Consider the following 12,725-nt stretch of genomic DNA (forward strand, 5'->3'; position numbering starts at 1 on the left):
ATAACTGCTGGCCAAAGAGCGGCATTCTCTCGATGTCAATCCGGCCTGATTAACCCCCCAGCAACCTTAATGGACTGTAATCACGTCATTCAGTGGAGTGGTTACGGCGTCCGGAGTGTGCGATGCGTTTAGCGCTGTGGCGTACAGGAAAGAGTGCGGAAAAGCCGGCCATTCAGCGGTCGGCGCCGGCAGCCGCGACCGGTGTTGCCACGCGCGTCAATGCGGGCCCGGGCGATCTCGATTTGCGCGCCCTTGGAGACGCGCTGGCGCGGGGTTGGCGCTGGATCATCGTCCCGACGTTACTGGCCGCGATACTCTCGGCGGTCTCCGTCAACCTGATTACGCCCCGATATAAATCTGAAGCTCGCATCCTGATCGACGGGCGCGAAAACGTATTTTTGCGCCCAAGCGCCGAACGCAGCGAAGAGCGGACAGCGCTTGATGCCGAGGCGGTCACGAGCCAGGTTCAGCTGTTGTTATCCCGCGATCTGGCGCGGGAAATCATCAGGACCAACAAGCTTGCGGACCGGCCGGAGTTCGACCCTATTCTCCAGGGCGTTTCGCCATTGAAATCGCTGCTCGCGCTAATCGGCATCGGCCGCGATCCGTTTTCGTTGACTCCGGAAGAGCGGGTGCTTGATTCCTATTACGACCGGTTTACCGCCTACGCGGTCGATAAATCTCGGGTTATCGTGATTGAATTTCAGTCGCGCGATCCAGAACTGGCCTCTCGCGTCTCCAACTCGATCGCCGAAGGTTATCTCGTATTACAACAGAATGCCCGCCAGAAGCAGGCGAAGGCCGCCAGTCAATGGCTCTCCGGCGAAATCGAGGACCTGCGCAAAAAGGTCGCGGAAGCAGAATCTCGCGTCGAAGAATTTCGTTCAAAATCGAGTTTGTTCGTCGGCACCAATAATACGACGCTCTCGAACCAGCAGATGGGCGAGCTAAATACCCAACTGAACAACGCGCGAGCGCTGAAATCAGATGCCGAATCGAAGGCGCGACTGATCCGTGAAATGCTTCAGGGCGGCAAACCCATCGAATCTTCCGAAGTTCTGAATTCGGAGTTGATCCGTCGCCTTTCTGAACAGCGCGTGGCCTTACGCGGGCAGCTTGCGGAGCAGTCATCGACGCTGCTCGACAATCATCCTCGCATCAAGGAGTTGAAGGCGCAGCTTGCGGATCTCGACCGCCAGCTTCGCGAAGAAGCAAGCAAAATATCCCGATCGCTCGACAGTGATGCCAGGATTGCAGACGGTAGGGTCGAAGGCCTGAGCGCAAGTCTCGAGCAATTGAAGAAACAGGCTTCCTCGACCAACGGCCAGGACGTCCAGCTGCGCGCGCTTGAACGGGAAGCCAAAGCGCAACGTGATCTGCTGGAAGCTTATCTCGCGAGATATCGCGAGGCGAATACGCGCGAAAATATCGAGTCGACGCCGGCGGACGGTCGTATTATTTCCAAAGCCACGCCATCGAACGTACCGGCATATCCAAAGAAGTTGCCGATTGTGCTCATCGCGACTCTGGCGACGCTGATGCTGAGTGCGGGCGCGATCGCAACCGGCGAACTGTTGCGGATCACGGCACCTCGTGCCGTAACCGCGAGCGTTTCCTCGCCGGCTCAGCTGCGCGAGCCGATCCCGCCGACCGAGCCCATGTTCACCGCGTCGGCTCTAGAGGGCGCGAATGGACCGTCTTTCGAGATCAAGGACGCAGTAAATGAAATCGAGAAACTTGCCGCGGATTTGACCAGGGAAACTGGATCAGCCCGCAAGATCACTGTGCTCGGTACGACGTCGGATGAAAGCATTGCGCTGACGATGTTGACGTTGGCGCGCCTGCTAGCGCGGGGGGCCAAGGTCGTGGCAGTCGATCTATCGGCGTGCTCTGCGATCCCCGCGGCATCAATCGATCAGGCCGCCCCGGGGCTGGCCGAACTTATTGCGGGCGAGGCTTCCTTATCACAGGTGATCACGAAAGATCGATGGTCGAGAGCTCAGCTCGTGAGCACCGGCCGTGCTGCGTTCGATCGCGCGCTATTGCGATCGCCGCGACTGGCGCTGGTCATAGAAGCGCTGCTTCAGGTCTACGACCACGTGTTGCTGGACGGCGGCAGTGCACCCGATTTGGTTTCGCAGTTGCTGACGGTGCAAGCGCGCGCCATTCTGGTTCCGGATGCCGCAATGACCGAGGACGCCCGTCTACAGATGTGCGATCAGTTGAAGGTGATCGGGTTCAGCGATGTCAGGATGGTGAGCCCACCGCCGCCTTCGCCGGATGTTGTTGAGGCAGGCCCACGGGTGGCCGCATAAGGCGAATTGGTTTCCCCCCGAACTCCCATCAGTCAACGACGAAGAGCGCTTCGCAATCTCTGTGCCATCAGGAACAGCGCCTGATTGTGTTTCACGAGATGCTTGGCCCGGTTGAAGCTCGACATCGCGCCTGCTGCCGCTTTGCCTCGGTGGCTGAGCGGGATGAAGCTGTCAAAAATCGGCTCCGTGCTCTTGCAGAACCATTGCTTGTACTCGTCGGACCCGATGCCGAGATCGAGTTCGCGATAACCGAGGCCGGCATAGTGGTCTATGATGTTTCGCGTCAGAATTAACCCCGGACTCTGACGAGAATTGTCGGACATGGTGTAGGTGTTGAACATCATTGAAAAGCGATGCCCATCCGCGACGCCGGCGAACATCGCGAGCACCTCGTCGTCAGTTTCAATCGCGTGGATATCGATCGCGTGCGAGCCGTCTCCAAGCTCTTTCATGCAGGCGTCCCGGATGAATTGCTGCACACCCGGCTCAGCGAACACGTTGGGCAATTTCTGTTCGGCCATTCTCAGCGGTTTGACCGTCACAAACCAGTCAAGCAGCCGGGTGATCTCGGACTGCGATGATGCAAGGTAGTAGCGATAGCCCGGAAGCTTCTGCAGCTTGCGTTCCTTGCTGCCAAGACGTCGGCGAAACGAGTTGGCGATAAGTTCGCCCGGCGCCGCGCCCGGAGCCATCGTCAACAGCGGGCAGTCGTTGGCAGAGGGCTGGCTTGGGAGCAGCATCATTGGGTTCGAACAACCGCGCCAACTCTGGGGTTGCTGAACGAGCGCCAACACATCGGCTGCAGCGTGTTCACGGATCCCCGAAACCAACGCCATTAGATCAGCCTCGCTTGCGGTTGCCGCAAAATCGCGCTGCCATAGCGCCATATTGAATGTTGCGTGTTTGCCTCCCATGAAGGAAGCAGTGCGAATACCGCGCCTATGGCTCACCGTAAGAGGCAGCAGCAATAGCGGCCTGCGCTCGGCATCGTATGCGATAACGATTAATGGCAACAGGTTCTCACGCTCTCCGACCTGTCGCAGCCAGGAAGAAAGGAAATCAAAACGCTGGAACGGCGTTGAGAATTGCGATTCGAGAACGCGCCAGATCGGTTCGGCCTGTCGAACATCGCTGCAAATATCGACAGCCGCAATGCGGCTGGGGCACGGCTTCGCCGTTCGGCTTTCGGTCGTGGCGGCCATGCTCATGACGAAACCTGCCCACAGGAATTATTACATTTTCGGCTTCAGGTGACCTTTGCAAACAAATGTCAAGAAAGAGTAATGAGAACTGTTGATTGCGAGAAGCGCGTGTGTAGCCAGTGAGTTCGGCGTGTCTTCATCGCATTCTCAGGGTTTTCACCGAAATACCCGAGGGCCAGACGTTGCCGTCACGATTCCTGTATGGTCTGCGGCTGCAGTTTGCCTACTTTACTGGTTTCCCGTGGTTACGGGGACGGAAGGCGGGCGGAGCCGGCGCGATCCTGCGGTTCGAACGCGTTCGCCGGCGACAGCCCGTAAATTTTCAGCCACTGCTATCGAGGGAAATTTCGCCGGCTCTTCTCGATCGGATGATTCGGGCGCTGAAGCGATGGAAATACGACATCATCTCCTTGGATGAGGTTTGCCAAAGAGCGGTTACGCTGCCTCAGTCCAGACGATTTGTCTGCCTGACATTCGACGGCGCGTACAAGGACCTGATTGCATCGGCATATCCTGTACTCGCGAAACACGGTGTTCCGTTCGCCGTTTACGTGCCCACGGCTTTTCCGGACGGGGTAGGCGACGCCTGGTGGCTCGCTCTTGAGGAAGTGATTGCGCGCGAAACACGCATCAGCCTTGTAGTGGATCGTAGCGAGCGCCGTTTCAATCTGGGTACCACCTCGGAAAAATATCAGGCTTATGCATTTCTCGAATCGTGGATGCGATCGCTCCCGCCCGCCGATCTTTCCCTTGCGATCCGGGATCTCTGCAAAAGGTACTCGCTCGACCTTTCAGCATTGTCCCGAGCTGCCTTGATGGATTGGAGTGATTTGGAAAGGCTTGCGGCGGACCCTCTGGCGACGATTGGAAGCGCGACGGTGAATTATCCAATCCTGTCCAACTTGAAGGATGGCGACGCGACGCGCGAGATCACGATGAGCCGGGCCGTGATACAATCGGCGCTCGGCCGTGAGGTCAGGCATTTCGCCTATCCATTTGGTGATCGCGCCGCTTTTCGTCGTCAGCATGTCGGGATTGCCGCAGACGTCGGCTTCGCCAGCGCGGCATCTGCTATAGCTGGCATGATTGAAGCCGAAGGTCGAACTGATCTGCACGCATTGCCTCGTATCAGTTGGGACGGGCGGCGCACTTCGCTGCGTACGTTACGCGTGATCCTGTCCGGAGTTGTTCCAGGCCGGTGAGCGCGAGGGTCCTAGCGATCCGGCCTTCCCATCCAGCTGACGATCGGCATGGCGGGAAGGACCCACCCAAGTCCGGCCACGACATAAAAGATCGCCTGCAACAGTCCGGAATTCGCGAGCCAGGGCGTCTGCGCTACGGTCATCCCCATCAGCGACCACAGCACCACCAGCACGAGAAGAGCAATGGTTCCGAGGAATTTTCGGGTACGTATTCTCATGACGGAAATATGCTGCCGGGATTGATTTCGCGCGACTTGCGCGGGCGAGGGGGCGCACTATAAGGAGCGCGCTAATTCATTCAAGCGCAGCTTCGATGATCGCTCCCACTGACACAGTGACAAACCGCGCCATTCGGTGGTGGCTCGTTTCCATTGCAGCCCTGATCGCGATCATGGTGCTGGTGGGAGGCGCAACGCGCCTCACTGAATCGGGCCTTTCAATTGTCGAGTGGAAACCGGTCGCCGGCGTCCTGCCACCGCTCGATCAGGAACAGTGGGCGCGGGCCTTCGAGGCGTATCAGAAAATCCCGCAATATCATGAACTGAATGCCGGGATGAGCCTTGGCGAATTCAAGACGATTTTTTGGTGGGAATGGAGCCACAGGTTGTTGGGGCGCGCGATCGGCGTTGCCTATCTGCTGCCGTTCCTCTGGTTCATGTGGCGCGGCGCGCTTGCTCCGGAGCTTCGGCGGCGGCTTTGGATTATTTTCGGACTCGGCGGACTGCAGGGAGCAGTCGGCTGGTGGATGGTGGCCTCCGGACTTTCGCAGCGCGTGGAAGTTTCCCAATACCGCCTGGCTACGCATCTGGTGTTGGCGCTTCTGATTTACGCAGCGATCGTATGGACAGTGCGGCGCCTCTCGGAACGGCGGCCACTCGCTCCATCATTTCGGCTCAAAGTCACGAGTGTGACGTTGCTGGTATTGACATTCGTCCAGCTTTATCTGGGCGCGCTGGTCGCCGGCTTGCGCGCGGGCAAGATTTACAACACCTGGCCGGAGATCGATGGCGGTTTCATTCCGGCCACCGAGCGACTGTTTTTTGAAACACCATGGTGGCGCAACCTGTTCGATAACAGTCTCACTGTTCAGTTCGAACATCGCATGGCGGCGTATGCGCTGTTTGTGTTCGCGGTCCTGCACGCGTTCGACGCTATTCGCTCGCGCGCCGGGTCAAGCGTCGTAAACGGCGCGCTCTGGCTTGCGGTAATGATCACGGTGCAGGCAACGCTTGGAATTCTGACGCTCTTGAATGCGGCTCCAATCGATCTCGCGCTCGCTCACCAGGGTGTTGCGATCGTGGTATTGACGCTGACGGTGCTCCAGGCCGAACGACTGGCGGCGAGGCGCTCGGAAAAGCGATCGCAAAAACTGGCGTATGCGGCCGCCCGGCCTGGCTGAGTTGAATGGCTGTTCTGGTAGATTAGGCCTTTAGCGCCTGGTCGAGATCCGCAATCAAGTCTTCCTTATCCTCAATGCCGATCGACAGCCGCACCACTTCCGGCGCCGCGCCCGATTTAATCTTGGCGGCATCGTCGAGTTGGCTGTGAGTGGTCGAAGCCGGATGGATCACCAGCGAGCGGGTGTCGCCGACATTGGCCAGATGTGAGAATAATTTCAGGTTTGAGACCAGGTTGACGCCCGCTTCATAACCGCCCTTCAGGCTGAAGGTGAACACCGCGCCAGCTCCCTTTGGGGCGTATTTGCGTGCGAGCTTGTTGTATTTGTCACCGGGCAGACCCGCGTAGCCAACCGAGGCCACTGCCGGATGCGTCGATAACCATTCCGCGATGGCCTTGGCATTCTCGCAATGCTTTTGCATGCGCAGCGGTAGCGTCTCGATGCCGGTGAGGATGAGGAAGGCGTTGAACGGAGACAGCGCGGGACCGAGATCGCGCAAGCCAAGCACCCTGCACGCAATCGCAAATGCAAAATTGCCAAACGTCTCCTGTAACTTGATGCCGTGATATTCCGGGCGCGGCTCGCTGAGCATCGGATATTTGTTGCCCGTCGACCAATCGAATGTGCCGGCGTCCACGATGATGCCCCCGATGGAATTGCCGTGGCCGCCGAGAAATTTGGTCAGCGAATGCACCACAACATCAGCCCCGTGGTCGATCGGGCGTATGAGGTAGGGCGTCGCCAGCGTGTTGTCGACGATCAACGGCACGTGGGCCTTGCGCGCGATAGCGGCGATCGCCTCGATGTCGGTAATGCTGCCGCCAGGATTGGCGATCGACTCGACAAATATTGCCTTGGTATGCGGGGTTACGGCACGCTCGAAACTGCCGATGTCATCGGGATCGGCCCACACGACATTCCAGCCGAAGCTCTTGAAAGCGTGGGTGAACTGGTTGATCGATCCGCCATACAGCTTGCGCGCGGCGATAAACTCATCGCCCGGCATCAGCAACTGCTGAAGCACCACGACCTGCGCGGCATGTCCGGAGGCAACAGCGGTTGCGGCAGTACCGCCTTCGAGCGCGGCAACGCGCTCCTCGAGCACCGCCGTAGTTGGATTGGTAATGCGAGTATAGATGTTGCCGAACGCCTGCAGACCGAACAGCGAGGCGGCATGGTCGGCGTCGTTAAAGACAAATGATGTCGTCTGATAAATCGGCGTCGCTCGCGCGCCTGTGGTGGGATCGGGTTGCGCGCCGGCATGCACGGCAAGGGTTGAAAAGCCGGGAAGACGATCGTTCATTCTACTTTTCCTGTTCTGCTGTGTCCGCAACCGCACTTCCATGCTGATGGGCGCGGCGTCCGCCGTCAAGGCGGCCCAATGCTTCAGTTCTAATTCGGAAGGTTTCGGCTTCGCGCCGAAGCGGTGGCGAAACAATCGCTTCGCATTTGCGTCAAGTAAGCTCGGCTTTGTTTTTCGCGGCGCGATCGGATGCGGCGGTATCGCCACCGCCCACACTCGTCCGGTTCAGCGAAAGGCGCATGCCCTGAGTCGGAATCGGCGCTCGCTTTGAACTCAGCGTGCGCGAGTTGACGCCCATCCACGAAATCTCCGACGAAAGCCGGCCATATTCGATTTTCGGGCAGCGATTCATGACGACCTCAAGCCCGGCGGCTTCCGCCTTGGCCGCGGCGGCATCGTCGCGCGCACCCAGTTGCATCCAGATCACTCGCGGTAACGGATTCATTTTTAACGCATCGTCGACGACTGGCATGATGTGACTTGAACTCCTGAAAATGTCGATCATGTCGACCGGCCGATCGATATCGAGCACCGTGCCTACAAATGGTTTTCCAAGCAGGCTCTTGCCGACGTGTCCAGGATTGACCGGAATCATGTCGTAGCCGCGCTGGGCCAGATATTTGAAAGCGAAGTAGCTCGGCCGCACATTGATCGGCGATGCGCCAACCATCGCGATCGTCTTCACGCCATGAAGAATTTCACGGATATACGTGTCGGAATAGGAGTCATGGTTCATCAATGGATCCAATCGCATCGGCCGGATTGATTTACCGGTCTTGCCATTTCGGCTCGCGCTTCTCGATGAAGGCGCCGATGCCTTCCTCGGCGTCTCTCGCCATCATGTTCTCGGTCATCACCTGTGCCGCGTAGCGGTAAGCTTCTGCAAGGCTCATTTCGGTCTGACGGTAAAATGCCTCTTTACCGAGTTTGATGGTGTAGGCGGATTTGAGGGCGACTTTATCGGCTAACGCTATGGCTGCCTCAAGCTGCTTTCCGGCCGCAACGACATGGTTGATGAGGCCGATCTCACGCGCTCTTGCGGCAGAGATACCTTCGCCCGTGAGCAGCATTTCCATTGCCTGCTTGCGCGGAACGTTGCGCGAAAGCGCCACCATCGGTGTCGAGCAAAACAAGCCTATGTCGACCCCAGGGGTGGCGAACGAGGCGGCTTCGGAGGCGACCGCAAGGTCGCAACTGGCGACGATCTGACATCCGGCTGCCGTGGCGATGCCCTGAACCGCGGCTACGACCGGTTTGGGCAAACGAACGATCGCCTGCATCATTGCGCTGCAGGCATTCATGATATGCGCGAAGTAGGCGCGGCCGCGGTCGGCATCGGCGCGACGGGCGGTCATCTCCTTCATATCGTGACCGGCGGAAAAAGCCGGTCCATTGGCTGCAATCACCACCGCTCGAACGCTTTTGTCGTCGTGAATCTCGGACAAGGCTGCGTGCAGGCTAGCGATCAACTCCTCGGATAGGCTGTTGCGGGCTTCGGGCCGGTTAAGCGTCAGGACCGCGATTTTCCCCAGGGTCTCGCGCATCAAGACAGGCGTTTGCGGCATGGGCACGCGGACGGTCTGGCTCGTCATCGAAATATCCAATTGGGTAGATGCGTTAGCCTAATGTAACAAGCGGCGCGAGGCGAGGGCAGGGGTGGCATGACAAAATCGAAAATGAACGTGGTGGAACTGGAGAGCTTCCTGCTCACCGAATTTCCTCAGGCGTTCAAAGCGGGAGATATATCAATCGAGAGCGCCGATGGCGCTACCTGCCTCCTGCGCCAGCGCTACAGCGATCAGATGCTGCGCCCTGGTGGCACGATATCGGGACCCACGCTGATGGCGCTTGCCGATTGTGCAATGTACGTCGTGCTGCTCTCGGCGATAGGCCCGGTCAGCCTTGCGGTAACCGTTAATCTCAACATCAATTTTCTTCGCAAAGGTGCGCCGGGGCAGGATGTGCTTGCGGCGGCGAGGCTTCTAAAAATCGGCAGGAGGCTTGCGGTTGGCGAAGTCAATTTGCTATCGGGCACGTCTTCCGACCCAATTGCTCATGCGACCTCGACCTATTCCATTCCAAACGCTTAGAGTTTATGGCGGTAATATTACACCTTAATCATAAGTGATTGTAATTGTTCGTTAAATTTTGCGAGTTTTACGTTGACGTAGAGAGAGCGCTTATCTAGAAAGCATCGCAATCCCGGCACTGAAGCCGCGGATCTTCCTTCACGGATTTCCCCTCATGAAAACGTTTTCGGCAAAGCCCGCCGAGGTGACGAAAAAGTGGGTGCTGATCGACGCCAAGGGTCTGGTGGTCGGTCGGCTGGCTACGCTGGTCGCTATGCGCCTTCGTGGCAAACACCTGCCCACCTACACGCCGCATGTCGATTGCGGAGATCACGTCATCATCATCAACGCGGCTCACGCCGTGCTCACCGGGCGCAAGCGCGACAACAAGGTTTACTACAATCACACCGGCTTCATCGGTGGAATCAAGGAGCGCACGGCGAGGTCGATCCTCGAAGGTCGTTTTCCCGAGCGCGTGGTCGAGAAGGCCATCGAGCGCATGATTCCGCGCGGGCCGCTCGGCCGCGTGCAGCTTGGTAACTTACGCGTTTATCCCGGCCCCGAACACCCGCACGAAGCCCAGCAACCCGAGACGATCGACGTTGCTTCGATGAATCGCAAGAACATGAGGGCCGCATAACATGTCCGACACCATGCAGTCGCTCGACCAACTCGCTTCGTTGAAGCCGGCCGCTCCGGAAGCGCCGAAATACGTCAAGAAGATCGACAAATACGGCCGTGCTTACGCCACCGGTAAGCGCAAGGACGCGGTAGCGCGGGTCTGGATCAAGCCGGGCGCGGGCAAGATTTTGGTCAACACGCGTGAAGTTGAAGTCTATTTCGCGCGGCCAGTGCTGCGAATGATGATCCAGCAGCCATTGGTCGCTGCAGCGCGAACCGGCCAATATGACGTAATCTGCACGGTGGCTGGTGGCGGCCTGTCAGGCCAGGCGGGCGCCGTTCGTCATGGCATCTCAAAGGCTCTGACGTATTTCGAGCCGGACCTGCGCAATGTCCTCAAGAAGGGCGGCTTCCTTACGCGTGACTCGCGTACCGTTGAGCGCAAGAAGTACGGCCGCGCCAAGGCCCGCAAGTCGTTCCAGTTCTCGAAACGCTGATTGGCGAATCCTCCTATCGGGACGAGAAAAGGGCGCCTTTGGCGCCCTTTTTGCTGCCAATTACCGACGAGTTGAGGCAGTTTTCCTGAAAACTTGCCCATATGTGCAAACGTTTTTCGAACAGAGTGACCATAGCGTGCCGGCTGGGTGACGGCGCGCGCTCGTTTGGGCGGGTCGGATACCCCGCATCACAATGGCCGGGTATCCCATGTCGCTCGACACGCCCACGCTCTATCTTGTCGCCACGATGGTAGCCGCGTTGCTCGGAGCGATGCTGCTGTTTTTCGGAAGGCAGGAGAATATCCCGGCATTGAAGTGGTGGGGCACGGCCTATCTGCTCGGCGCCGCGTCGATTGCGCTCTGCACGCTCGCTCGTGAGTCGTTGAGTGACCTGCTCTTGCTGGCGCTCAATGCCATCGGCTTTGTCGCCTGTGGCATGGTGTGGAACGCATCGCGCGTGTTCCATGGTCGCAAGCCGAACCTGCCGGGGCTGGTGCTGGGTGCGCTCGGGTGGATCGCGGCTGTGATGACACTGGCGCCAGACGCCTCCGCGATGCGGATGACGATCGGATCCGGCATCGTGGCCGTCTATGCGGCGCTCACAGCGCGGGAGTTGTGGTCCGAGCGCCGCAGGACGCTGCAAAAGCGCTGGCCGACAATCGTCGTCCCCGTGCTGCACGGGTTTGTGCTGATGCTGCCAATTCTGCTTGGTAACCTGCTGCGGCCGCACGACGGCGCCTTTGGCAGCAGCGCGTGGGTGACGGTATTCTCGATCGAACTCGTGCTGTATGCGGTGGGCACGGTGTTTGTCATCTTCATGCTGGTATCCGAGCGCACCGTGACCGCGCACAAGACCGCGGCGTCGATGGATCCGCTGACCGGCATGTTCAACCGTCGAGGTTTTGCGGAGGCCTGCTCGCGGGTGATCGAGCGCGAAGCAAATGCCGGCCGGCCGGTGACGGCGTTGATTTTCGACATCGATCATTTCAAGTCCGTCAATGATCGGTTCGGCCATGCGGCAGGTGATGAGATACTCAAATTGTTCGCTGCCGTTGTGATCAACTCGCTACGGATGAGCGATCTGTCGGGGCGAATTGGCGGTGAGGAGTTCGCCGCGTTGCTGCCCTGTTCGCTGGAAGAAGCGGTCGTTGCTGCTGAACGGGTGCGCGAAGCATTTGCGGACTCCGGCATCGTCGTCGAGGACGGTCCGGTCGACACCACTGTCAGCATCGGCGTGGCGGGCGGACCGGCAGGGACCGAACTCGAGGTGCTGCTGGCCGCCGCCGATACCGCGCTTTACCAAGCGAAGCGTGGCGGCCGTAACCGCGTCGAGGCAGCGGAAGAGCTGCCCTTGTCGCTGGAAAACTGGCGACGGAAAACGGCAGGCGTCGCGCGTCAATCGGGCCAGCGACCAGGCTTCGCGCGGCTGGCGTGAACGCACAACGGTAACTGCGCCTTTACCATTCGATCCATATCATCTTCCCAATGATCATTGCCCGCAATCACAACGTCCAGACCGCGCTGAAGGCACTCGAAACCGCTGCAGCCTCGGCGCGCGGTGGGTTTGCCTGTATTTTCGCCACCTCGGATGAATATGAGACGGCTCTGATATCAGAGCGCCGCGCGCAAGGCCGGTATGATCAGCCGCGAAGCCGCTGGGCCATCATCATGTTTGTCGGATGCCTGCTGATGGTCATCGGCGCGGTGCTGCTTTTCTACTGAGTAGCTGTCACTGGCAACAACCGCTCCCCTCACCACCACGCATTTCTGTTTCGAGCTTGTGTATCGGCTCTCTGCCACTTCAATAATCCGATCGAGTGGGTTAGAGACGTGAATTGCTAATCAGAAGGCCGAACCGCATGATCACCGAAATTGCGCAAATCGATGTGAAGTCTGGTACCGAAAAGGAATTCGAAGCTGCTGTCGCGAAAGCACGTCCGTTGTTCCTGCGCGCGAAGGGAGGCAAGGGTTTCGAACTGCACAAGTCGATCGAGAAGCCTTCGCGTTATCGGCTGATGGCCAAGTGGGAGACTTTGGAAAACCACACTGTCGATTTTAGGGGATCGGAGGATTTCGCAGCCTGGCGCGGGCTGGTAGGACAATATTTCGCAGCACCG

General features: G+C 58.7%; 14 protein-coding genes. 9 read left to right on the top strand and 5 right to left on the bottom strand.

Annotated elements, in window-relative coordinates; all coding sequences use genetic code 11:
* The first annotated feature begins 122 nt into the window (after positions 1-122).
* The gene (locus VJV58_RS12355; RefSeq protein ID WP_324137630.1) at positions 123-2,315 is read left to right on the top strand and encodes an exopolysaccharide transport family protein; all 2,193 of its coding nucleotides are present in this window, start codon (positions 123-125) and stop codon (positions 2,313-2,315) included.
* Between the two features lie 32 nt (positions 2,316-2,347).
* On the opposite strand, the gene VJV58_RS12360 is transcribed toward VJV58_RS12355, so the two are convergent.
* Complete coding sequence (locus VJV58_RS12360; protein WP_324137631.1) at positions 2,348-3,523, bottom strand: GNAT family N-acetyltransferase; 1,176 nt, start codon at positions 3,521-3,523, stop codon at positions 2,348-2,350.
* 362 nt (positions 3,524-3,885) lie between these two features.
* On the opposite strand from VJV58_RS12360, the gene VJV58_RS12365 reads away from it, so the two are divergent.
* Positions 3,886-4,719, top strand: coding sequence for a polysaccharide deacetylase family protein (locus VJV58_RS12365; protein WP_324137632.1), 834 nt, complete (start codon positions 3,886-3,888; stop codon positions 4,717-4,719).
* Positions 4,720-4,730: 11 nt separating this feature from the next.
* Here VJV58_RS12365 and VJV58_RS12370 read toward each other — a convergent pair whose 3' ends face one another.
* Complete coding sequence (locus VJV58_RS12370) at positions 4,731-4,937, bottom strand: DUF2842 domain-containing protein (RefSeq protein WP_324137633.1); 207 nt, start codon at positions 4,935-4,937, stop codon at positions 4,731-4,733.
* 95 nt (positions 4,938-5,032) lie between these two features.
* Between VJV58_RS12370 and VJV58_RS12375 the strand changes: the two genes are divergently transcribed.
* Positions 5,033-6,118, top strand: coding sequence for a COX15/CtaA family protein (locus VJV58_RS12375; RefSeq protein ID WP_324137634.1), 1,086 nt, complete (start codon positions 5,033-5,035; stop codon positions 6,116-6,118).
* A 22-nt stretch (positions 6,119-6,140) separates the two neighbouring features.
* Here the strand turns inward: VJV58_RS12375 and VJV58_RS12380 are convergent, their stop codons facing one another.
* From VJV58_RS12380 to VJV58_RS12390, 3 genes are all read right to left on the bottom strand, one after another.
* A complete protein-coding gene (locus VJV58_RS12380; RefSeq protein ID WP_324137635.1) occupies positions 6,141-7,421 on the bottom strand; it encodes an O-acetylhomoserine aminocarboxypropyltransferase in 1,281 nt (426 codons plus the stop codon).
* Between the two features lie 151 nt (positions 7,422-7,572).
* Positions 7,573-8,157, bottom strand: a complete 585-nt coding sequence (locus VJV58_RS12385; protein WP_324137636.1) for a CoA-binding protein — start codon at positions 8,155-8,157, stop codon at positions 7,573-7,575.
* 31 nt (positions 8,158-8,188) lie between these two features.
* Positions 8,189-9,013 (bottom strand): enoyl-CoA hydratase, encoded by an 825-nt coding sequence (locus VJV58_RS12390; protein ID WP_324137637.1) that lies wholly within the window; start codon positions 9,011-9,013, stop codon positions 8,189-8,191.
* Between the two features lie 69 nt (positions 9,014-9,082).
* Between VJV58_RS12390 and VJV58_RS12395 the strand changes: the two genes are divergently transcribed.
* The 6 genes from VJV58_RS12395 to VJV58_RS12420 all read left to right on the top strand — a co-directional run.
* Positions 9,083-9,511: a PaaI family thioesterase gene (locus VJV58_RS12395; protein ID WP_324137638.1), complete on the top strand. Its 429-nt coding sequence runs from the start codon at positions 9,083-9,085 to the stop codon at positions 9,509-9,511.
* A gap of 154 nt (positions 9,512-9,665) precedes the next feature.
* Positions 9,666-10,130, top strand: coding sequence for a 50S ribosomal protein L13 (gene rplM, locus VJV58_RS12400; RefSeq protein ID WP_324137639.1), 465 nt, complete (start codon positions 9,666-9,668; stop codon positions 10,128-10,130).
* Position 10,131: 1 nt separating this feature from the next.
* Complete coding sequence (gene rpsI, locus VJV58_RS12405; protein WP_324137640.1) at positions 10,132-10,608, top strand: 30S ribosomal protein S9; 477 nt, start codon at positions 10,132-10,134, stop codon at positions 10,606-10,608.
* Between the two features lie 208 nt (positions 10,609-10,816).
* Positions 10,817-12,043 (top strand): GGDEF domain-containing protein, encoded by a 1,227-nt coding sequence (locus VJV58_RS12410; RefSeq protein ID WP_324137643.1) that lies wholly within the window; start codon positions 10,817-10,819, stop codon positions 12,041-12,043.
* Between the two features lie 50 nt (positions 12,044-12,093).
* A complete protein-coding gene (locus tag VJV58_RS12415; protein ID WP_324137641.1) occupies positions 12,094-12,330 on the top strand; it encodes a hypothetical protein in 237 nt (78 codons plus the stop codon).
* A 137-nt stretch (positions 12,331-12,467) separates the two neighbouring features.
* Positions 12,468-12,725, top strand: a 258-nt coding sequence (locus VJV58_RS12420) for an antibiotic biosynthesis monooxygenase family protein (protein WP_324137642.1), incomplete at its 3' end; no start/stop codon positions are given.

Origin of the sequence: Bradyrhizobium sp. (assembly GCF_035273305.1) — a bacterium.
In the GTDB taxonomy this organism is placed as follows: domain Bacteria; phylum Pseudomonadota; class Alphaproteobacteria; order Rhizobiales; family Xanthobacteraceae; genus Bradyrhizobium.